Origin of the sequence: Paenibacillus sp. PvR133 (genome assembly GCF_017833155.1) — a bacterium.
In the GTDB taxonomy this organism is placed as follows: Bacteria; Bacillota; Bacilli; order Paenibacillales; family Paenibacillaceae; genus Paenibacillus; species Paenibacillus polymyxa_B.
Map to the genome: position 1 here is coordinate 5,355,866 of NZ_JAFIBS010000001.1, position 20,699 is coordinate 5,376,564.

At 37.8% G+C, this 20,699-nt stretch carries 25 protein-coding genes and 1 pseudogene; 5 read left to right on the plus strand and 21 right to left on the minus strand.

Annotated features, from left to right (window positions below):
• Positions 1 to 44: 44 nt before the first annotated feature.
• Both dapD and JOE49_RS23350 read right to left on the minus strand, forming a co-directional pair.
• Positions 45 to 758, minus strand: a complete 714-nt coding sequence (dapD, locus tag JOE49_RS23345; protein WP_013311259.1) for a 2,3,4,5-tetrahydropyridine-2,6-dicarboxylate N-acetyltransferase — start codon at positions 756 to 758, stop codon at positions 45 to 47.
• A 211-nt stretch (positions 759 to 969) separates the two neighbouring features.
• Positions 970 to 1,878 (minus strand): hypothetical protein, encoded by a 909-nt coding sequence (locus JOE49_RS23350; protein ID WP_209943012.1) that lies wholly within the window; start codon positions 1,876 to 1,878, stop codon positions 970 to 972.
• Positions 1,879 to 2,111: 233 nt separating this feature from the next.
• On the opposite strand from JOE49_RS23350, the gene JOE49_RS23355 reads away from it, so the two are divergent.
• Entirely contained in the window at positions 2,112 to 3,056 is a 945-nt protein-coding gene (locus JOE49_RS23355; protein ID WP_209943014.1) for a DMT family transporter, read from the plus strand.
• Positions 3,057 to 3,131: 75 nt separating this feature from the next.
• Positions 3,132 to 3,995, plus strand: a complete 864-nt coding sequence (locus JOE49_RS23360; RefSeq protein WP_209943016.1) for a sulfurtransferase — start codon at positions 3,132 to 3,134, stop codon at positions 3,993 to 3,995.
• A gap of 161 nt (positions 3,996 to 4,156) precedes the next feature.
• Here the strand turns inward: JOE49_RS23360 and JOE49_RS23365 are convergent, their stop codons facing one another.
• From JOE49_RS23365 to JOE49_RS23395, 7 genes are all read right to left on the minus strand, one after another.
• Entirely contained in the window at positions 4,157 to 4,783 is a 627-nt protein-coding gene (locus tag JOE49_RS23365) for a class I SAM-dependent methyltransferase (RefSeq protein ID WP_209943017.1), read from the minus strand.
• A 21-nt stretch (positions 4,784 to 4,804) separates the two neighbouring features.
• Positions 4,805 to 5,260, minus strand: a complete 456-nt coding sequence (locus JOE49_RS23370; protein ID WP_209943019.1) for a DinB family protein — start codon at positions 5,258 to 5,260, stop codon at positions 4,805 to 4,807.
• 23 nt (positions 5,261 to 5,283) lie between these two features.
• Positions 5,284 to 5,628 carry a GNAT family N-acetyltransferase gene (locus tag JOE49_RS23375; RefSeq protein WP_209943021.1) on the minus strand — a complete coding sequence of 115 codons (345 nt, stop codon included), beginning with the start codon at positions 5,626 to 5,628 and terminating at the stop codon, positions 5,284 to 5,286.
• Positions 5,625 to 5,834, minus strand: coding sequence for a GNAT family N-acetyltransferase (locus tag JOE49_RS23380; RefSeq protein WP_209943022.1), 210 nt, complete (start codon positions 5,832 to 5,834; stop codon positions 5,625 to 5,627). The genes JOE49_RS23375 and JOE49_RS23380 overlap by 4 nt, the downstream gene beginning before the upstream one ends.
• Before the next feature lie 231 nt (positions 5,835 to 6,065).
• Entirely contained in the window at positions 6,066 to 6,563 is a 498-nt protein-coding gene (locus JOE49_RS23385; protein ID WP_165178533.1) for a GNAT family N-acetyltransferase, read from the minus strand.
• 182 nt (positions 6,564 to 6,745) lie between these two features.
• Positions 6,746 to 7,159, minus strand: a complete 414-nt coding sequence (locus tag JOE49_RS23390; RefSeq protein ID WP_209943024.1) for a GNAT family N-acetyltransferase — start codon at positions 7,157 to 7,159, stop codon at positions 6,746 to 6,748.
• A gap of 89 nt (positions 7,160 to 7,248) precedes the next feature.
• Positions 7,249 to 7,698: a GNAT family N-acetyltransferase gene (locus tag JOE49_RS23395; RefSeq protein ID WP_165178535.1), complete on the minus strand. Its 450-nt coding sequence runs from the start codon at positions 7,696 to 7,698 to the stop codon at positions 7,249 to 7,251.
• 1,062 nt (positions 7,699 to 8,760) lie between these two features.
• Between JOE49_RS23395 and JOE49_RS26995 the strand changes: the two are divergent.
• A pseudogene (locus tag JOE49_RS26995) lies at positions 8,761 to 9,265 on the plus strand (transposase); the annotation flags it as partial.
• A gap of 96 nt (positions 9,266 to 9,361) precedes the next feature.
• On the opposite strand, the gene JOE49_RS23410 reads toward JOE49_RS26995, so the two are convergent.
• Together JOE49_RS23410 and JOE49_RS23415 are read right to left on the minus strand one after the other, a co-directional pair.
• Positions 9,362 to 9,574 carry a hypothetical protein gene (locus JOE49_RS23410; protein WP_209943026.1) on the minus strand — a complete coding sequence of 71 codons (213 nt, stop codon included), beginning with the start codon at positions 9,572 to 9,574 and terminating at the stop codon, positions 9,362 to 9,364.
• Positions 9,575 to 9,909: 335 nt separating this feature from the next.
• Positions 9,910 to 10,479 carry a TetR/AcrR family transcriptional regulator gene (locus JOE49_RS23415; protein WP_209943028.1) on the minus strand — a complete coding sequence of 190 codons (570 nt, stop codon included), beginning with the start codon at positions 10,477 to 10,479 and terminating at the stop codon, positions 9,910 to 9,912.
• A gap of 239 nt (positions 10,480 to 10,718) precedes the next feature.
• Here JOE49_RS23415 and JOE49_RS23420 point away from each other — a divergent pair, with 239 nt between their 5' ends.
• Positions 10,719 to 11,468, plus strand: coding sequence for an SDR family oxidoreductase (locus tag JOE49_RS23420; RefSeq protein ID WP_209943030.1), 750 nt, complete (start codon positions 10,719 to 10,721; stop codon positions 11,466 to 11,468).
• Positions 11,469 to 11,834: 366 nt separating this feature from the next.
• Here JOE49_RS23420 and JOE49_RS23425 read toward each other — a convergent pair whose 3' ends face one another.
• The 7 genes from JOE49_RS23425 to JOE49_RS23455 form a co-directional block, all read right to left on the minus strand.
• Entirely contained in the window at positions 11,835 to 12,224 is a 390-nt protein-coding gene (locus JOE49_RS23425) for a hypothetical protein (protein ID WP_209943032.1), read from the minus strand.
• A gap of 390 nt (positions 12,225 to 12,614) precedes the next feature.
• Positions 12,615 to 12,863 carry a hypothetical protein gene (locus JOE49_RS23430; protein WP_209943034.1) on the minus strand — a complete coding sequence of 83 codons (249 nt, stop codon included), beginning with the start codon at positions 12,861 to 12,863 and terminating at the stop codon, positions 12,615 to 12,617.
• Positions 12,864 to 13,009: 146 nt separating this feature from the next.
• Positions 13,010 to 13,540, minus strand: coding sequence for a hypothetical protein (locus tag JOE49_RS23435; RefSeq protein WP_209943036.1), 531 nt, complete (start codon positions 13,538 to 13,540; stop codon positions 13,010 to 13,012).
• Between the two features lie 136 nt (positions 13,541 to 13,676).
• Positions 13,677 to 14,330 (minus strand): hypothetical protein, encoded by a 654-nt coding sequence (locus tag JOE49_RS23440; protein ID WP_209943039.1) that lies wholly within the window; start codon positions 14,328 to 14,330, stop codon positions 13,677 to 13,679.
• 360 nt (positions 14,331 to 14,690) lie between these two features.
• Positions 14,691 to 15,692, minus strand: coding sequence for a hypothetical protein (locus tag JOE49_RS23445; protein WP_209943041.1), 1,002 nt, complete (start codon positions 15,690 to 15,692; stop codon positions 14,691 to 14,693).
• 336 nt (positions 15,693 to 16,028) lie between these two features.
• Entirely contained in the window at positions 16,029 to 16,868 is an 840-nt protein-coding gene (locus tag JOE49_RS23450; protein WP_209943043.1) for an HNH endonuclease, read from the minus strand.
• A gap of 437 nt (positions 16,869 to 17,305) precedes the next feature.
• The gene (locus JOE49_RS23455; RefSeq protein ID WP_152378964.1) at positions 17,306 to 17,530 is read right to left on the minus strand and encodes a helix-turn-helix domain-containing protein; all 225 of its coding nucleotides are present in this window, start codon (positions 17,528 to 17,530) and stop codon (positions 17,306 to 17,308) included.
• A gap of 189 nt (positions 17,531 to 17,719) precedes the next feature.
• Here JOE49_RS23455 and JOE49_RS26575 point away from each other — a divergent pair, with 189 nt between their 5' ends.
• Positions 17,720 to 17,971, plus strand: coding sequence for a hypothetical protein (locus tag JOE49_RS26575; protein WP_348635908.1), 252 nt, complete (start codon positions 17,720 to 17,722; stop codon positions 17,969 to 17,971).
• Positions 17,972 to 18,153: 182 nt separating this feature from the next.
• Here the strand turns inward: JOE49_RS26575 and JOE49_RS23460 are convergent, their stop codons facing one another.
• The 3 genes from JOE49_RS23460 to JOE49_RS23470 all read right to left on the minus strand — a co-directional run bounded on the left by JOE49_RS23460 (position 18,154) and on the right by JOE49_RS23470 (position 20,564).
• Positions 18,154 to 19,059, minus strand: coding sequence for a hypothetical protein (locus JOE49_RS23460; RefSeq protein WP_209943045.1), 906 nt, complete (start codon positions 19,057 to 19,059; stop codon positions 18,154 to 18,156).
• Positions 19,060 to 19,323: 264 nt separating this feature from the next.
• Positions 19,324 to 19,899 (minus strand): GNAT family N-acetyltransferase, encoded by a 576-nt coding sequence (locus JOE49_RS23465; RefSeq protein ID WP_209943047.1) that lies wholly within the window; start codon positions 19,897 to 19,899, stop codon positions 19,324 to 19,326.
• 167 nt (positions 19,900 to 20,066) lie between these two features.
• Entirely contained in the window at positions 20,067 to 20,564 is a 498-nt protein-coding gene (locus JOE49_RS23470; RefSeq protein ID WP_209943049.1) for a hypothetical protein, read from the minus strand.
• Positions 20,565 to 20,699 lie beyond the last annotated feature (135 nt).

A 20,699-nucleotide genomic window follows, 5' to 3' on the forward strand; every position in this document is an offset into this window, starting at 1 on the left:
ACAAGGAATCGTTCACCTTTGGTACATAAAAAACTTTTGCCTTCTTACAGAACGCGCAGTTCTTTCAAAATCTCAGTTTTAGATTTGGTCTTATCGTCGACCTGTTTGATCACACGTGCAGGTGTACCCGCCACTACGGAGTATTCAGGCACATCTTCAGTTACGACAGCTCCGGCTGCAACAACTGCACCTTTACCAATTCGCACGCCTTCCAATACGACCGAATTCGCACCGATCAATACATCGTCTTCTACTACAACTGGCTGTGCAGATGGTGGTTCAATGACACCCGCCAGGACAACACCTGCACCGATGTGACACATGTTACCTACTTTAACACGACCGCCCAGCACAGCATTCATATCAATCATCGTGCCTTCACCAATGGTGACACCGATGTTAATCACTGCACCCATCATGATGACTGCGTTGTTACCGATGCCAACCATATCACGAATATATGCGCCTGGCTCAATGCGGGCATTGATGCCTTTCAGATCGAGCATAGGAACAGCAGAGTTACGGCGGTCATTTTCCACCACATAGTCTTCTTCTTTCGCGTTTGCGCTATCCAGTACAGGCTTGATATCAGCCCAATCCCCAAATACAACACCACTGTCTCCAGAAATAAAAGCTTGAACATTCTCGCCAAAAGATGCGGAAGCCAAAGCTCCTTTTACATATACTTTAACAGGCGTCTTTTTCTTGCTGTTTTTAATCACGTTGATGACTTCTTGTGTATTCATTTCGATGGACATAGTAAATCTAACAACTCCTTCATCGCTTCATACGACTTCGCAAGCCGGAATGATCTTATTCTCTCATCCTTTATAGCACAAAAGTGCAGGTCTCGCAATTATAGATTAGACCCTTATAGCTCTAACCTAGCCCTTAAAATAACTATTTTCAGCGGCATGACTGCCTTAAATTCATGATTGTAAGCCGCCGACCACCCCACACCAAAGAGGGTTATTTATTAGCTTGCAGGCTCTCCAGCGATGTATAAATGAAGGATTCGAATCCTTCAGCAGGTTCACCTTGTGGAATGTTCACTTTCACGATGAAACCGCCTGTTTTATTTTCTACAACAATATATTGTTGTGTTATCTTCGAACCGCTCGCTTGTAAGAACAGACGGCTACTGGACAGCGCTTGAGGTACGGCTGTTTTGTCCAGCTTTTGCACCTTGCCGATGGAAGCTAGATCCTTTTCGCCTTCTTTTTGAAGTTCATCCAGATTAAAATCGGAAGGCAGCTTTGTAATTTCAGCATAATAGTTATCATCTACAGCCAAGGCAACACGGTTTTGATCGGGAAACAGGGACATCGGATCAAACACATACAGTGAATATCCCTCTCCTTTTGCCAATGTTGCTGTCTGCTTTTCCTTTTTTCCTTCAAGGGTAAGCTCAAAAGCTTGAGTTTTCGAGCGTTCCCCGCCTACTGCTTGACTGGAACTTCCGTTTTGACTGCTATCTGTTGCAGCCTCTGTTTTTTGTATTTTCGTTAAAGTCAGTTGCTTCGCCGTCGCGTCGCCCTCTACTGCTTTTTCGTTGTATTCAAACGCTACTGTATCGCCTTCTTTAAGTCCAGCTATTACCGTGTCCAGTCCCTCCCCCAATTGGAAGGATTGGGCTTCGCCATTGGTTTCAATTTCAACCGTATGGGGGTCAGCAGCTCCATTGTATACACCTGTGCCTTTTTTAACCTCCGGCTCAGCGATTGGCTCCGGTTTAACTTGCGGCTGCTGTTGCGTTTGCGGTTGGTCTGACCCTTGAGGTGCGGTGTTATTGGTTTGCGGTTTCGTTCCACAGGCTGACAGAGCCAGCACTGCTACTACAGTCAGTAGTATGATTGAAAATGTGTTTTGTTTTTTCATAAAATCCACCTCCACTATGATAGACGAGCTTGTACAGCAAAAGTTCTACGCAGCATCTCACTTAAAATCCTACCTCCTGCTCCCGTTTATAATATTCTCAGGATTTTGCAAAATCCTAATACCACGGGAATGTCAGGTACGGTATAATGGGCTGTATTAAACCTATTTTTCGAGATACCGCTTGGAAGGAACATAGACGTATTTACTTTCTTTCATACGGATGGAGCTGCCACATGAATCAAGCACACAAACCGTCGTTTTCCTTTGAATTATTGTACATCATAGGTATTATCGCTATTTCGTTCTCCTCGATCTTCGTAAGATGGTCTGAAGCCGAGGTGTCCGTCATCGCTATGTACCGTTTGTACCTAACCAATCTGATCATGCTGCCTTTGGTCTGGAAATACCGCACTGAGCTGTTTAGCCTGACCCGCAAGCAGTGGATGCTGATCCTCTGGTCCGGCATTGCGCTAGGGCTGCATTTCTTACTCTGGATGGGCTCACTGCGACTGACCACCGTTGCAAGCTCTACCGTTATTATGACATTGGAGCCGATCCTTGTCATGCTCGGTTCTTTTTTGTTTTTCCGGACGGGCACGAATCGTGCTATGCTCATCGGAATGGGTATGGCTTTTATCGGCTCACTGGCCATCGGAGCTGGAGACTTCCATGTCTCGGGACAAGCCCTGCTCGGGGACGCACTGTCCTTCTTGGGTATGGTAGCCGTGTCCATCCATATGCTGATGGGCAAGCATCTGCGCGAGCATTTGAGCGCGTTTGTGTATAATTTTTGGGTTTTCGCCATCGCAGCCACCTCACTTGCGCTGTATAATGTGGTCAATGCCGTTCCTTTTACCGGATACGCTCCACGGGAATGGGGACTGTTCCTGCTGCTTGCCATTGTGCCTACGCTGTTCGGACATTACCTGTTTAACTGGCTACTCAAATACATTAACGCCACCGCGGTGTCGATGGCGGTACTCGGCGAACCCGTTATTTCTTCCCTGCTAGCTTGGGTGCTGCTCGGGGAAAGGCTGTCTACTTTACAATTTGGTGCAGGCTTTTTCATCCTGTTCGGGGTATGGATTTTTATCCGATACGGAGCAGATTTTAAAAAGAAAGTCATCCACCAAAGTGAGTTGCCCGACACTGAGCATCCCCTGAAGGCCAGCTCTTAACTTATTTACCCCATTTTCATAAACCATACTCAACGGATTAAATTTACTGTTAAATAAAGGAAGGCGGAATCCTCTATGAAATCCATCGTATCCAAACGCTGGCTGCTGGCCCGATTGTATGAGCCGGACATGATCATTGCTGACTGCCGTTCCCTGCTCGGACAAGCCGGGGCTGGACGGACTCAATTTAATGAAGACCATATTCCAGGGGCGGTTCACTTCGATTTGGAAGAAGACCTTACTGCTCCTCTTGGTGAGCATGGTGGTCGCCATCCATTACCTGATGCGGATACACTTGCCGCACGTCTGAGTCGTGCCGGGATCAACGCATCTTCACGCATCGTCGCTTATGATGACCAAGGCGGTATGATGGCTTCCCGCTTCTGGTGGCTCCTGCGCTATCTCGGGCATGAGCAGGTGTACGTACTGGAAGAAGGCTACAGTACCTGGAAGGAAGCAAAATTCCCCGTTACGGCAGATCAGCCGATTCGCATTCCCTCGACCTTTGTGGCAAATGTTCAGCCACAAATGCTCACAAGTATGAAAGAAGTACAACATATATCCGAAGATTCTGCTCCCGTTGGCTCCTATATCGGTTTTTCACCTATACTGATCGACTCCAGAGAGCGGCCGCGCTACCTGGGACTGGAAGAGCCCATAGATCAAGCTGCGGGGCATATCCCCGGTGCGGTGAATTACTTTTGGAAAGAAGTATTGGACGAAAAAGGCAGCTTTAAAAATGCGGAACAATTGCAGCAGCACTTTGCCGACCTTGATCCAAACGCAGAAATTATCGTGTATTGCGGTTCCGGCGTATCCGCCTGTCCCAATGTACTGGCCCTGAATGAAGCTGGATTTAGTAAGGTCCGTTTATATCCGGGAAGCTGGAGCGACTGGATCAGTTATGAGGAGAATCCGGTGGCGACCGGAGAGGAATAAAAAGTTTTCAACGGATATACAGGTTCTAAAGACAAATACACTGTCCTAAGCGATTAGGCTTACGGCAGTGTATTTGCTTTGTTTAAAAGCACAAAAAAATCCACTTGAGATAAGTGAAGCAATACAACGATGTAGTTGAAGTTGCTTGCTTTTTTGAATAGCTATCCAATCTTTTGAACAAATATATATCTTAATTCATACTCTTTCTGTTGTTTTTCTGCATATATCAGAGTTTCTCTTATGGAACCCGTTTCTAATATATTCAAACCATTAAAATGTTCTTTTAAATCTTCTTCAGTAAAGAAGTGAGCATATTTCCCTTTCTTGTATTCATATGTTCCTTCCTCAATTTCCCTACCCACACCATTATTAAAATCACAATCAGAAAAACATGTGAAATACATTACTCCCAATTCCTTCAAATGCTTCACGCAATTCTGTATCAGTTTTTTTCGATCTTCTAACAAAAATAAATGCAATAAATCATAACAATATATTCCATCATACTTTTGGCATGTACTAAACTCTAATACCGATTCTTGAATAAAATTCGTTTTTAAGTCCCATTCTTTTGCTAGATCTATAGCTGAACTAGATATCTCAATTCCATCAACCTGAAAATAAGAAGAGAACGCCTTCGTATTTCTTCCATATCCAGCACCAGGAACCAAAATATCATGTACATTATTCTTTTTGAACAAATCTATAGCTTGGGTTACAGTTTGACTTGGTTCACAACCCCAAATCATCCCTTCTTCAGTAAATCTTTTGTTCCAATAATCCCCCATATGATTCACCCGCCTATATACTCACATAGCTTTTCTTTTAAGTTCATCAATCTGTCTGATATGATGTTGATCATGCCAGATAAAATCTCTTAAATATGATATTACAGTAAACTTCCCGTCAGCATATTCTTTAGTAAACTTGTCGTCTTCAAAACTCTCTATACTCTCCAATATCATGTTACGGTACTGAATAGTTATTTTAATTAATTCTTCTTTCGTTTTTGTTTTTCCATATTCAATAGCATCCTGATTAAATTGTTCAAAATCCATTTGTGTTAATGTCAAAGGTTTATTGTTCAATATGGGACTTATTGCTGCTTCAAAAAAGTATTTATCCCACAGTAGTATATGACTTACGATATCCTGAACTGACCATTTACCTTCAGCAATCGTTATTTGCCAATCCATTTCACGAATCTCAGAAACAAAACGGATCCATTCTTTGAACTCCTCTAGTAACCGTGACTTCTCATTCATGGTATCACGCTCCTTTTTTCAAATTATTCATTGTTCCTTTGCCATTCATCTGCTAAAATCGCATATTGATATGCATTATGCCAAATGGGTTGTCCTTCTTCCGTTTTATTAAAAAATGCTTTCTTCATATGGTGACCTTCTTTTCGCATCAACAAGCGCTCCAATAATCTCCATGATGAAGCGTTTTCTGGATTACACATCGCAATAATCCGATGAGCCTTTAACTCTTCAAATCCATATTGCAATACTCTTCTACTTGCCTCAGTAGCATATCCATTTCCATAGTATCTTGGGTTGAATATGTATCCTATTTCCCATGTTAAAAACTCAAACGGTACGGTTTGATTAAAATAAATGTGTCCTATCATTTTTTTTTGTTTTCTCTTAATACAACTGCCATAAAAATATTGCTTTGCGATCGTTCCAATGTCATCTGCTTACAATTTTCCTCATTACAAACTTCCCCAGGTTCATACTTCAATACTTCTTCTATTGATAAGTAATCATGTAGGTCATTCCAATCATCAGATCGAAAATTTCTTATAAGTAATCTTTCTGACTCTAAATCTATCATAATTATCGCCTCTGATACGTTTATTTAGCCTTTGCCTGAATTACTTTTAACGATCATTTAATCCCTCTCCATTGAGAATTTTCTGCATACATTTTCCAACCCTTGACTCCCGAGTTTTAGATTGTTTGGGTGCACTCAGAATCCGTAAGGAGCCGCTGCTTGAATATGATGTTAGGCGATACCCTTGATCTCTTTTGAGTTCCTTAAAATAATCCCTATTACTACTGTATTTTAACTTCTCAAATCGACAACCATCGTGATTGATGAATCAACTTTCCCAACTTCTTTAAATCCGAATCTCTCGTAGAGTTTCATTGCCGCTGTATTGCTCGGATCAACACTGAGGGATATTTTTTTTATATTCCTCTTCCTAGCTTCTTTAAATAATTCATCCATTAAGGCCATTCCGATTTTTCTTCCCCTGTATTCTTTTAACAAAGCCATTCCTAGTTCGGGTACATCATTATCAATAAACCCAAATCCCTTATTATCCTCGTTAAAATATCGAACTGTTATTGATCCGACGGGTTCACCCTCATGGTTCATTGCTATAAATCCAAAATCCCCATCTCTTCCCCAACCTTCAATATACTTTGATATATAAGGGTCTTTTATTATCGCTTTATCGAATGGCTCTTGACCTTCTGGGACAAATAATGATTCATATAACATCTCCCATAAAAAAAACACATCATCTTCTATTATTGGTCGGATTCTGTATTGCATCATTGAAGTTACCTCATTTCTAGATTCTCAAAGGTTTCATCTAACGTTTCTGTATTCATGAACCCCAAAGGGGTTGTCTGCTGAAATCCCTCTTCGAAATTCAACTCCCAGACCTAGGCTCAATTGTGGACGCAGCTTGAATATTATGTTGTCAGATGTCAGTACCTGCCTTGATTTACTCAACGTTAATATTGATTCAACTTCTTTGTCAGTATTATTTCCAGAGGTTCATTCTCAAGCATTAAACATCCAGCATCTCTATATCCAAGCTTTCTATAAAAATGTTGAGCTCCTTCATTCGACTGTGTTGAGGTCATGACCATTTCAAATCCTTTTTGTTTCATTAATTCTTCCCAATAGTGGACAACTTTTTTACCAATACCTGTTCCTCTATACTCCTCATCTATCCATATCATATTCATAAATGGTGTGTTGTCCCAAAAAAATCCGTATCTCATCCAACCTATTTCTTGATTGGATTCTCTAATTATTAGAATTTCATTTTCTTTTATTTTTGGGCTTATAAGTGTCTTATGTATGTGCTTGTCTTTTAACGAGATATACTCATAATCTGATTCAATCGCAAAATCAATCTTCATTGTAAATCCTCCCTTTCACTCTTTTCATTGAATATCTTCTTGGTAACACTTAGCACTGATGTCTCATAACGTTTGTACATTACATAAGTTTATAAAGTCTTTTTAAAAATGTATAAGTCACCTTCTTCTCTAACTTTAGTAAATCCACACTTTGAATAGAAGTGATGATTCTTGACACTCCAGCTAGGAGTATCCAGCCACCATTCAGTGCTGTCTGGAAATTTACTTTCAATTTTCTCCATCACCTTCGTTCCGATTCCTTGATTTTTAAAATTTGGATCAATAAAGATTCTTCCTAGATTATGCACTTGATTACATTCTACAAATATCATAGCTCCCCCGATTATTTCTCCATTAAAGAGTATCTTGAAATATTCGCAATTTTGCATCATCTCTTCTTGCCAACTTACGGAGTCATATCCTATTGGCCCAACGGTTTCGTTATTCTTAAAATGCTTTGATTCATCCTCAAAACTGGCCTTTTGTATTGCAGCAAGTTTTTGTGCATCATTTTTTCTAGCTTTTTCTAATGTCAGCACCAAACATACCTCCATTGTCTTTTTATTTTTTCCGGGGTTGTCTACTGAAATGCCTCCTCGAACTCCATCCCAACAGGCCAAGGCTCCGTGAGGATTCTTATGCTTGAATATTATGTTATCAGAAGTTACCGAACTTCTTCACTATGCATTCAAAATCAATATGCAAATTTTTTTGACTCAAAACTGAAATCAGTGTTTTACGCAAGGGATAAAGGATGAAAATGGAAAAAAACTTCGTCAAACACTAACTTTTAGATTGAGCTTTTTTTATTTTTTATTTTAAAACTTTTACATATTGGAATTATCTCGAGAATATAATCGTATCGATTAGAATAACCAAAAGAGTGTAATTATGGGGTATATGATTAACTATAGGGATTATTCCCTTGAAATAGTAGTCTTTCGGTAACGAAATAATTTAGTCCATGGTCGATTTTTTGACGGTAAATAAGTCATAAGGAGATGTAGAAATGGCTGTGATGCTTGAAGTAACATTAATTGGAATTTCTTATGGGCACAACTTGGATGGAGGTCCTTTGGAAATATCCGGTGATCTTTATGTGTAAACAATAAATCAAAACCAGACGGAAAAAGAATCTTTTGTTATGTTTTCTACAAATACACCTGTGACAATAGGCGTTGGAGAGATGTATAGAATTGGTACAGCGGTGAGCATTGCTATTTCTCGTGATCAACCCACAATATTTGCTAGGTATATAAGACTTGGTGGTTTCTTAAGCATCGGAAGTCCTAAGTATATAGATATAGACTATGTTTATTCTGCAGTTACTCAATATTATAGGGTTATTTTTCCTAATCAAGATGTTAGTAAATCTGTTGTAGCTCAATATTCGATTAGATGGTTACATTATATTTGACAGAAAAGATTATTCTGATAGAACATTTTTTTTCATGTTTTTTGGCTCAAAGCTGTAATCAATGCTTGACGTAGTGAGCAAAGGATAAAATGGAAAATCGTCTGCTACTCCTGTATTGTTGTAAATCTCACCGAATAACAAAAAAAGGAAATAAACAGATGCAGATCCAGTGTGTATCAATGAAATGCTCGACATACCAGAGCTACAAGTCCGTCAAATTTGGTCCATGGTGACCAACGAGCTTCACATCGAAGCCATTCCACGCTGCTACAAGCAATGCTGCCTCTGTGAAAGTCCGACCAAAACGTCATTCGTAAGGGAAGTAATGGTATGCGGACGGTAAGACATTTGCCTGTATTTGCGAAAAAAAGCCTTTCTGCTGTGTCTTCCATCTGCTTCCGGGTCAAAAACTGAGTGACTTGCGAGTGTATGCACACACTCAGCCAGACTTTCTTTTGTTGAACCCCAAAGCGGTCGTCATGGATTTAGCATGGGCGTATTATACCTGGATCAGCGAGTGCTTTCCTCGTGCGATTCGCATTGCATATCGGTTTCATGTTCACGGTCATGTGATTGACAGCGTACAGTAGGTTCGGAAAACCGTTCAGCCTACGCTATTGCCACGGGCAAAGACTTATCTGAAAGCCCACCATCACTTGCTCAATCCGCCTGCGGAATCGCTGGAAAAGTAGAGCCGTACTAAAGCAGGCATTCTCATTGAATGTAACCGCCATCGGATGTTGGGTTGATAGCCAAGCACTGATTTTGAGATTGCCCATTTTTTATCAGTGAATTTTCTTATATGGTCTTTTTTCGTTTTGTAGTTTGATTATTAGTTCATATGCATCTCTTTCACTTTTCTGAGCTTTTAGTGACTCTTCTTCTGTTATTTCTATTTCTATCATTTGAACCACTATTCCACCAGCATCAAAAATAATGAATATTCTCCCATCTCTTCGAATTATATTAATCCCATAATTGGCAAAGAGTATATCCATAAAATGACCTCCAGATCTTTCGCGTTCTTTATACTATAGTTTTTAGTACTTTTGAGATCTAATTATTATGTTTTTAGTAATTCAAGAATTTCTGATAGCGTTTCTGTATTCATGAACCCAAAGGGGCTATCTGCTGAAATCCCTCTTCGAAACCCAACTCGCAGACCTAGGAACCATTAAAGACGCAGCTTGAATATTGTGTTGTGTGATATCAACAACTTCCTCGAATTCACTAGATGCCTAATACTGGTATCCAAAGAAAAAACAAGATCTTCTTTATTTTTTATTATCTTCATTATGGGTGCCAGCCTCAAAAAAGCCTCTAAATTAGAGACTCAAATGGACGATGTTCGTTCGTGTCCCTCGACACCACGGTTCAGCAAATTCCATAATTGTTCAACCATGACCGATACCGGATATGGCATCGAACGGGTAATCCACCATTCCACTACCCCCACCGCTGCTGAAATTAAAAATTGCACCGTAATGTCCCTGTTCATTTCCTGATCGAGGTTGATCGAATCCAGATGCTCGCTCAGACTTTGCCGAAACATTGTCTCCATTTGGTTCCGAAAGACCGTACTTCCCTTGTTCGTTAGCATTCTAGAGTAGAATGAAGCATGCTGCTCCAAATATTCAAACGTGCGCAGTAGTGCGGTTTTGGAAGGGACATGAAAGAAGTTATCTTCAGACATACAATTGCGTAGTAACTCGTTAATTTGAGCTTCCATGCATTGATCGCGCAGATCGTACTTGTCAGCGAAATGCAAATAAACCGTTCCGCAATTGACATTCGCTTCCTCCGCAATTTGATTGATCGTAATTCTCTCGAATTCCTTTTCTGACATCAGCCTCATAAAAGCATCAATAATAGCTTGCCTCGATTTTTGAATACGCCTGTCCATATCCTTCTCCCCTTTGTACTATCCGAAAAAATGAACACTTCGAAGTCCTCTGTTGAAGAATCAACAACCACGCTTGTTTTAACCATTGAACCCCATATACCGCTCTGATACATTCACTTTATAAAATTTATGTTGATGATTCAACATATGTTCAATTTTAGAGGAGCCATACTCATGAAAGCTATTGCTTTACAATCTTTGGAATGATTTAATTCACATGAATTAGGAGGGTTTAAAAATTGAAACTTACAGGAAACACGATTTTTATTACAGGCGGCGGTTCGGGAATTGGACGTGCGTTAGCAGAAGCTCTCCACAATCTTGGAAACAAAGTTATTATCTCCGGTCGACGTAAAGAGCGTCTGGAGGAGACAATCAAAGCGAATCCTGGCATGTCCGCAGTGGAATTGAATGTACAAGATCCTGCCCGCATAGAGGCGGTCGTCAAGCAGTTAATCGAAGAATACCCGGATGTTAATGTCTTGGTTAACAACGCCGGCATCATACAGTCCGATGACGCGGCGGGCGTGATCGATGAGGATGTTTTGATTTCGACTGTCACTACAAACTTGCTAGGTCCCATTCGGTTGACTTCTGCATTCATCGAGCATTTGAAGTCCAAAGAAAAAGCGGTTGTCATCAACACGACTTCAATACTCGGATTTGTACCATTAGCAACAACTGCTGTATACACCGCGACGAAAGCAGCACTTCATACCTATACGCTGTCCCAAAGGTACATGCTTAAAGACACATCGGTAAAAGTAATAGAAATTGTGCCCCCATGGGTTCAAAGCAACAACGATGAACCACGGGCGATGCCACTTACTTCATTCATTGATGCAACAATAAAGATACTTGGCACGGATACAGACGAAGTTCTGGTGGAAGAAGCGAAAATGTTTCGAAATAACCCTGGCCCGAACGAAGGTGTTTTTGTGACCCAACTTAACGATAGGATGAATTCTGAACCTCCAAAGATCCATTGATCCATCTGTAATTCAGTTTTTAAAATTTAAGCGAACATGAAGTAGACACTCAGCTCCGTCTACTTCATGTTCATTTTATTGCAACTTGCTCGTGAAGTAAGAAAAAGCGCCAAGCGATCACACCCATGTTTACCTCTTAAATAATTTTGTTGATTTCACATAGCGTTTGGGTATTCCTGAAGTTCAAACAGCTTAAGGTGACCATCGGGAATGCTCGTCCGAATTAGCAGGTCTAATGTGTCCGATGAATCCGCTCCTCCGAAATGCCTCTTCCAGGCCAAGGGCCGGGCTTGTCCCGGTCAGAGGCGTTGAATGCGATGTTAGATGACGTTAACCCACTTCTTCGAGTTGCATTCAAAGTAATTATTATTCTTGTTTCCATTTATGTGTTTCGAGTAGTTTTCCAGTTTCATAATAATACTTTATTACTTCAAGCATAGGAATTAATTCTATACAAATGTTATCGCAATAATTGCCTAACTGACCACCAGCAACCAGAAGAATTTCATTGTTTCCCTGTTTATCGTTCATAAGAGTATATATATTACCATCAATTGTAATAGACACTATGAAATATTCCGGTCCGCCTCCAACTAATGCTGAATCTGTGTCTGATACCTCAAAAAAGACTAATGTAAATTTATCTCCATCGAGTTTTCTTAAAAATCTTAAAGTGTCTGCCCATGTAGGATTCATAACTATTTCTTCATTGAATGTGGTCCCATTCCATTCATCAATACTAATAGATTTTATCATTTTTTCTTTTCATCCTTTATAGATGGTTTTATTTATTTAGGTGCTTTCATCTAACATTTCCGCCTCTATGACGTGACCTGACCCTAGATAGCTTATCTTAGGTCAGGTCGTGTGTTATCTGAATATGCTTCTGTGCTTGACACCTAATAACTTACTAGAACTTCTTTCAAAGTGTCAAATCCCTAGATGTAATATTATTAAGTCGTCATTATCTTCAACTAGATTACATAAGGTAATTAGTTCAGAGAGAATTTTTAATAAATTAGCTTTTCTTACTTCAATTTTTTCATATTCACCTTTATCGATTTGGTCTCTCCAAAAATAATTCCCTGTTAACTTTATTTCATTTGGAGCATTTTTAAATATCTCATACCAACCTGTAATAATTTTCTATAGTACACTCGCTCCATTTGAATACATAACTGTTAACCCACAGTAATTCAAACCGAATCTATTTTCAGTTTCATTTGGTATCCACTTTAATGTATCTGAAAAATACTGAAAGAGTTCATCATCTAATTCAACTAAATAATCGATACCTGATTTTCTTTTATTAATTCTCCCATTGTTATTCCTAACAATTTGATTTAATTCAAAGCCAATTTTAGGAGCTATAAGAAACTCATGAATTAATGGCATTCTATTCACCTGTTTTCTTAAATGCTAGTCTTTCAGATAACGTTCCTGTATTCACGACCTCAGCATATGCTGAGGTGTCCGGCTCCTGCCGGACCAAGGACGAATGTCCGCAGCGTGAATATTATGTTAAATGATCTTCCTCTGAATTACCTATCAAATACGTCTTGAAAATATTTATCCATTAATCCTTTATTCTTAAATCTGTCTTTAATATGTTCTTTAGATCTTAAACAAGCATTTCTATAACCTTCACTTCTCATATTGTCCGCAAGAAAAACTATTTCAATTATTGGATCACTTGGTTCCAGCTCGTATGCTTTTGAAAGCATGTTTTTCCCTATGCTTTCCCAATGCTCATAGTCTCCAAAATGATGAGGAAACAAAGTGATCATGTAACCGAAAATCAATAAAAACTGCGTCTCTGTCGAGAAATTACGTATCCCTTCTTCTGTAACTTCGCTTAATGTCAATTCAATGATTTCATAATCGTTATCATTAAGCCCCTGAGTAATAAACGTATTTCCAGATTCGACGCTCAGATACCAGGATATAAAACCTAAATTCAAGCATATACTCAAGTCACGCTTTCCTTTGTCCCACTCACTTTTCGTTGACAAAAAGGCTTCTTGATACTTTTTTGCAGTCTCAAATTCACTTATTTGATCTCCATCAATCATCCTTTAGCTTCCTTTCAATTTTGCCTCGGAATTTCACTTAACGTTCCTGTATTCACGACCCAGCGTAGGCTGGGTGGCGAATGCCGGACCCAGGGCGTAGGCTCGCAGCGTGAATATTATGTTATATGAAGTCCGTTTAGTTGTTTAGCTTACCCAACAATGCTTTTACACTTGAAGTGTTATTTTCTTTGTCTTTTGTTGTCCATGCCACAGTCATATTAAATTTCTTGAGCAGTTGAATTAACTCGGCTATATCTTCAACAGCTCCATCAGTATAAACATATAATTTTCTTAAAGTTTTATCTTGAGGCTTTTTGTTTTCAGGAAGTTTCACTTCGTGCTTTAACACTGTTTTATCAGCTTCATCTACTACTTTTAACTCGCTTATTATGCTTCTACTTTTTCTTAATTCAGTAATTTTGTTGTCACGATTTATGCTTTGAGGAATGCTACTATTAAGCTGTTCAAGAAAGTTCTTAAAATCAAAAGAACCTGAACTTGAATTTAGCTGTAATTCCTTTATCAGAACTTCTTTCAATTCATCTTTTATATATACTTCAAACTGACCTTTACTATGGTTACCATATACCTTTACAGGCTTTATAAGGTTGGTGTTTCTCAGATATATAAATAATTTGTCTTTTGAATCTTTGTCTTCATCTGATAAAAACATCATAAATAAGAATCTTCCTTTTCCAACTTGGGTTTCAAAGATTAATGTTTTATCATCCGATGCGATAGCCTCTGCATAAATGTTATTCAATTTATTAAAATTAAATTGTGTTGTCATTTCTGTTCCTCTCATTTTTTAGGATTTCATATAACGTTTCTGTATTCATGAACCCCAAAGGGTTGTCTGCTGAAATGCTTCCCTGAAATCCTTTCTCGCAGACCAAGGCTCCAAAGGAGCCGCTGCTTGAATACTATGTTAGGCGATGCTAACGGCATCTTCGAATAAATTCACCAGTTCTTCGTAAGTCTTTTTATTCTTTCTTTGACAAAATTCACAAGTACCTTGATTCAAATCCGATGATAATTTCAGTTAGCTTGCGGAGAATAGCCTTTTATTTGTTTTTTGATCGTTTCTATAAAAACCTTCAACAATTTCTCCTAACGCTCTTTAACAACACGAACTCGAGCGAGTGCGGTTCTAATAATGCCATTCTGACGTCCCATAATGTTCCATGGACATTCTAATTAATTCATTCCAAAAATCTTCCAAATCACTAAATAGACGGTTTGTGTTTACTAATTCAATCAATTGTGAAATATAACTACTAAAGCTCAGTTCATCTGCATTGAAGGACTTCATAAATCTCAATTTATCTATTTCGCTATCAGTAATACCGAGTTTTTTGACTTCTTCTACCGTTTCGAAAACATGACTAACCCAAAGCAGGGAATAGAACGATTTATACATACTCCTCTCTTTGATATTGGATTTTATTAATATTTCTCTGTAAATTTTCCTGATTGCGTCGAATATATATGCCGAATCAGGTAACTCATCTATTTCTTTTCTGACATACTTCGAAGTTTGAATATATCCACCCTCTACATCAATTACATTAGAAGGTCGGTATATAGCTCTGTCTCTTACATAACAAAGCTTTTCATAAAGCCCTTTAATACTTTTATTTGGTTTATTTTCATCAGCAAATATAAAGCTGTTATAAAGTATTCTAAATACCTCATCCAATTTTTCACTTTCTTCTCTTAAACAATCACAATATTCTTTAACGTCAGTATGTGTTATCAGTGTTGAAAGGTCTTGTTCAAGTAATTTAAACTCATTCCATACATTTGGTAATTCGGAGGGATCTGATAAATCATTAAAATTGACTCCAAGATTTACAATACCGTTCGAGCATAACCTTTTGGGAACTTTTAAGTTAAAACGCTCATCTAATAACATTAACGAAATAAATAAATGATACACCGAGTAGTAAGTCAAAACTGCCCTACTAATTCTTAATCCCCCAGCACTCTCTACATCTTTAACTGATTCAAGTGCCCTTAATTCTGATAAACCAATAAGACTTTTATGAAATGAAAGTGCAGAACATGAGCACAAATAAACCATATTGGTGATATTAGTTCTATCCAAATAATTGAATTTCCCACTTTGTATATATGTAAGTTCTTCTTTCATTTACCTGTCTCCTTATATAACGTTTTGGTCTTCTAAAATCTATCTAACAAATCTCACAGCTTTTATACCAGCCATCTTCTCATTTTTATAGTTTTTCAAGAGTTTCGCCTAACGTTTCTGTATTCATGAGCCCCAATAGGGTTGTCTGCTGAAATGCCTCTTCGAAATCCATCCCGCAGACCAAGGCTCCAACGGAGCCGCAGCTTGAATATTATGTTATACGACGGAATCGCTTCTAGACTCTGCCCTCACTATTGATTTTCTTCAGGTACATATTCAATCAGATCATATAATTTGCAGTTAAATGTACCCCATAACTTTATTTATAAGCTATTTTCATGGTCTATATCCAATTCTAGCCCAATGATGCCTTAGATATTTAATATTTATTGGTATTTTAGAATCTTTAATAGCTTGACCATTAGATTCTATTATCTGATTTATTGGACTATGATAATAAGATAGTCTTTCAATATCTATAGAAACAGATAAGTTATCATCTAAAGTAAATAAGCCAATTTCAAATGCTTTATCATGAAATAAGCAAAGGCACAATCCATTGGATGTATCTCCTCTTGATTCTGAATTATCAGACCATCTAGCAATATGAGCTCCAATCAGAAAACTGCTATCAGCAACTTCACAATTTGGAAAACAACAAATATGATTAAAATTATCGCGAACATTTTTAGAAAAATTACTTTGCCCTATTCTAATAGGCAGAGTTTTTTGACTTTCATATGTATTGGACTGATCAATTACCAATCTTTCTCTAACAGTAGTATTAATATTACTGTTACTAAATAAAATGTTGTATAATTCTGAATCCACTTCAGATAGATATGCCCCATTTTGTCTACGTAAATTTCCGTTTTGAATTACATAAAATAAAAGTTTCTTTTCGTCTGAACTCTTAGCTTTATTTACATTGAAATAATACATCAATTGATTTTCTTTTTGAGTAAAAAGCGTACTTAATTCGATTGTCTGATCAAATGGTTCAAATTTTTTCAAATTTACTCTATAAAAAGTATCAGCGTAACTCCAATTTGGTCCAGCATCAGGTGGTCTTAGTGTTGTGATAAAGCCATCTGTTTCAGCAATTAAATGTCCGATGAATTTAGAATTTGAGTCTCCTCTTAAATGTAAGATAATGTCCCCTTCTTTTACACGCATTAAACTATCCCAATATGCCCATATACGTCTGGTATCACCTACTATTTTATATGCTGGTGACCAAAGGCATTATGTAAATCCCCATTCTCCTCCCCCATGTACTTCGTCCTTTGACATCTCTATCCAAATCATATCCCTAGCTCCGTTATGAAATATTCTCAGGTTGTAATTCATGCGCCCTCGCTAGCTTTAGGGGAAAAAATTAACGTAATACATGCAGTACATCTGCTTTGCTCTGCTTCTCTAAACCAGAGCACTCAGAACTTTGATGTACAATAAAATTACTCGGTTCTTTCGGATAACGTTTCTGCATTCATGTACCCAATGGAGTTGTCTACTGAAATACCTCTCCGAAATCCTAATTCGCAGACCAAGGCTCCAAAGGAGCCGCTGAATATTATGTTATACGATGGAATCGCTTCTCGAACCTGCCTTCACTATTGGTTTTCTTTCGGTACATACTCAATTAAATCTGATAATTTGCAGTTAAATGTATCGCATAGTTTGAATAAGGTTTCCAGCTTTGTTGTTTCTATATTCGTTCCCCTATACAACTTGTTGATTGAATTCCGACTTAAGCCCGATTTCGCCATCAATTCTGTTATATCATCTATTCGATGTTCTGCCATGAGTTCTCGTATATTGCACTTGATTACGTTCATCTTTTCCCCTCCATAATTCTATCTTATCTTCCATATTAGCAATCATCAACGAAAAGCGAAGTTTTAACTCTATAAAGTCAAATATTCACTTTGTAATTAACTTTATAAGGTTATATAATAACTCTATAGAGTTAATAAAAGGAGGAATAACATATGATTAATACATTATAATCATTAACAGAGCCGCTTATAAGAATACGTTTAGAATTACTCTATACTGAGCTTCTGGAGTGTCATAAGGAGTACACTCAGCTTTCTTCGGAGACAGATCAATATTTTAAAACGCTTCGTGATGCTTTGCCCGATCAACTTCAACATACGGTTTTTCTTTGCGAAGACGCCCAAATTTCTCTCCAATCCATCCTAGAAAGAAGTATCTACATACAAGGTTTCAAAGATGCTCTACAACTACTTAGTGAATTGCAAAATTCTAGTATTTAGAGGGCCATATGACCCTCTTTTTCTATTGTTTTTGATTCTGTCGTCTAACGTTCCTGTATTCACGACCCAGTATATGCTGGGTGTCGGGCATCTGCCGGACCGAGGACGAATGTCCGATGCGTGAATATATTGTTATCGGATGTAAGCTACATCTTTGAGCAACTTACACTCACTGTTTGTCATTATCTGACCATGTATATATGTCTCATTTTGTGAAATAAATCATCTAAAGTTAAATCTTTTACGCTTTCTGAAGTAGGATAAATAAAAAATGATAGCTGTTCTTCTGATCTTGAAGTCAAGGCGATATAATTAGTATTAAAATAGTTATATGTGACTTCAAAGATTTGATTTACACTCTGAGATAGTTGTCTTGCTGAAGGTATAAATCCTATTGCTACTAATTTTGTGAATGGAATAGTGTGAATCTGTGATTCAGTTAATTCTATAGTTTCAAGATATTTTAGTACTTTAATAAGTTCTCTCCTAAATTGAAATGCTGTTTTTAATTTTTCTATATTAATTAATTCAAAAATTTCAAGTGCAATAGTATAAGCTATAGGATACTTCTTTTGGATTTTGATAGCTAATTCTTCATAATTTTCTCCTCCACGAACTTTCGATTCAAATATAGCTAAAGCATTCAATATAGACTGCAAATCATGTTTTTCAGAAAAATCTAAAGCTAGCATCTGTTCAAGTATTTTAGAACTGTTGCGTCTAATATTAAGGAAATCCTGTTCCTGGTATACCATCATATGTTCAAGAGTGTTGCTAAGTGAAGAACCAATCTTTTCTATCGGACTATTACTTTCTATACACGAAATACCACCGTTGTATCCATTTTTTATACACTTTGCATGAAGTAGCTCATGTGAGATAACTTCTTCGTTAATTCGATCTTCTCGAATTTTTATATTTATATACAACTCTTCATCTGGTTTGTTTATCAATTGACAATGACCTGTAACTCCTTCAGCCATTTCTTCAATCTTTATAATTTGAAATTTTATTGATAAAGGAATTCCTTCTTGGCATATAGCATTATATAAAGCTTTCAATTTCTCACTAAATAAAATATTTTCCATGGATCGTTCAACTACCTCTCTTTATTAAATGATTTGTCTTAAAGTAAAGAAAACTAAACTGATTTGCTTGAGCTTGTTTAGTGAACTAATAAATTTGATATTTAGCTTATTTCCGATAACGTTTCTGTATTCATGAACCCCGTAGGGGTTGTCTGCTGAAACGCCTCTCTGAAATCCTTCTCACAGACCTAGGCTCCAACGGAGCCGCAGCTTGAATATTATGTTATAGGATGTCAGTGCCTTCCCGAATTAGCTTAACATATTTCAAAAATCTATCTTATTAATTTTATAATGGTTATATATTTCATCATCTATTTCTATCTCTCCGACAAACTTAAAATTACTTTTTTGAATAACTCTATTCGATGCACCATTCTCTAGTAATGCAATTGCATTTAATTCTTTGATCTCCGTGTTATCAAATAAATACTGAATTATTCCCTGAACTGCTTGAGTCGTATATCCTTTACTTCTATGTTCTTTTGAAATACCATACATGATTTCTCTGTTTGGTACTGGAAGATCGTCTTTTATTCCTGAACAACACCAGCCAATAAATTCCCCGGTTTCTTTAAGTACGATCCCTAGCCTCAGTCTAAGATCACCAACATCCAGTCCTTCTTCGACAAGTTTAAGAAATTGATTGTTTTCTGGTATTTCATAATTCTTCAACCAATCTAGTCTGACTTCTTTTTCAACATTCCAACCTGGTAAGAACCCATAAATCTCCGGTTGCCATGTAAGTACTTGTAATTGATTTAAATCTTCTAATTGATATTCGCGAAGGATAATGTCTTTACATTCTATTGACAGGCTGTACGGGTTCTTTTCAGAGTGCATATAAATTCTCCTTTGTTTGTATTGATATTACGATGATTCGCACTGATTTCCTATAACGTTCCTGTATTTACGACCCAGCATATGCTGGGTGTCCGGCGCATGCCGGGCCAAGGACGAATGTCCGCAGCGTGAATATTATGTTATGTGATGTCTGCTTCTTCTTCGAACTACTTAGACAGCTTGTTTGATTTCTTTGCCATGCTTTTAAACTCTTCATATTTCTCTTTAGCAGCTTTAATTTTACTTTCCACTACATAAGGAGCATCATCTGAAAAACTGGGTAGTTTCTCATTTATGTAATCGTATAATGATTTTTTCTCAGCAGTCGTCGGAATTATCGGCGCAACAGGTATAGGTAGTGGCTTATCTTCTACTTCTATTCCTTCATGCAAATCAGCCATCCCAAAAGAAAGAAAATTATGAATAGCTCTTTTTCTATCTTCTTCTGTCTGTTTATAATTTCCGTCCGAATCTAAATGGAATCTATCAAATTCCACCATAAGTAGTTTATGCGGCTTCCTGTCTTTATTCCTGTAATATAAGATCACTTCAAGTACTTCCCCACCTGCTAATTGAGGAACAGATTTATGCTTATGATCTTTAGGTCGGGCGATCTTTATAACTTTGCCTGCACGAGATACAAATAAATATCTGCTTTGAATCATCTATCTCACTCTTTCTCTCTTATTTAAGCTGATTTCACATAACGTTCCTGTATTCATGAACCCCAAAGGGGTTGTCTGCTGAAATGCCTCTCCGAAATCCTTCTCACAGACCTAGGCTCCAACGGAGCCGCAGCT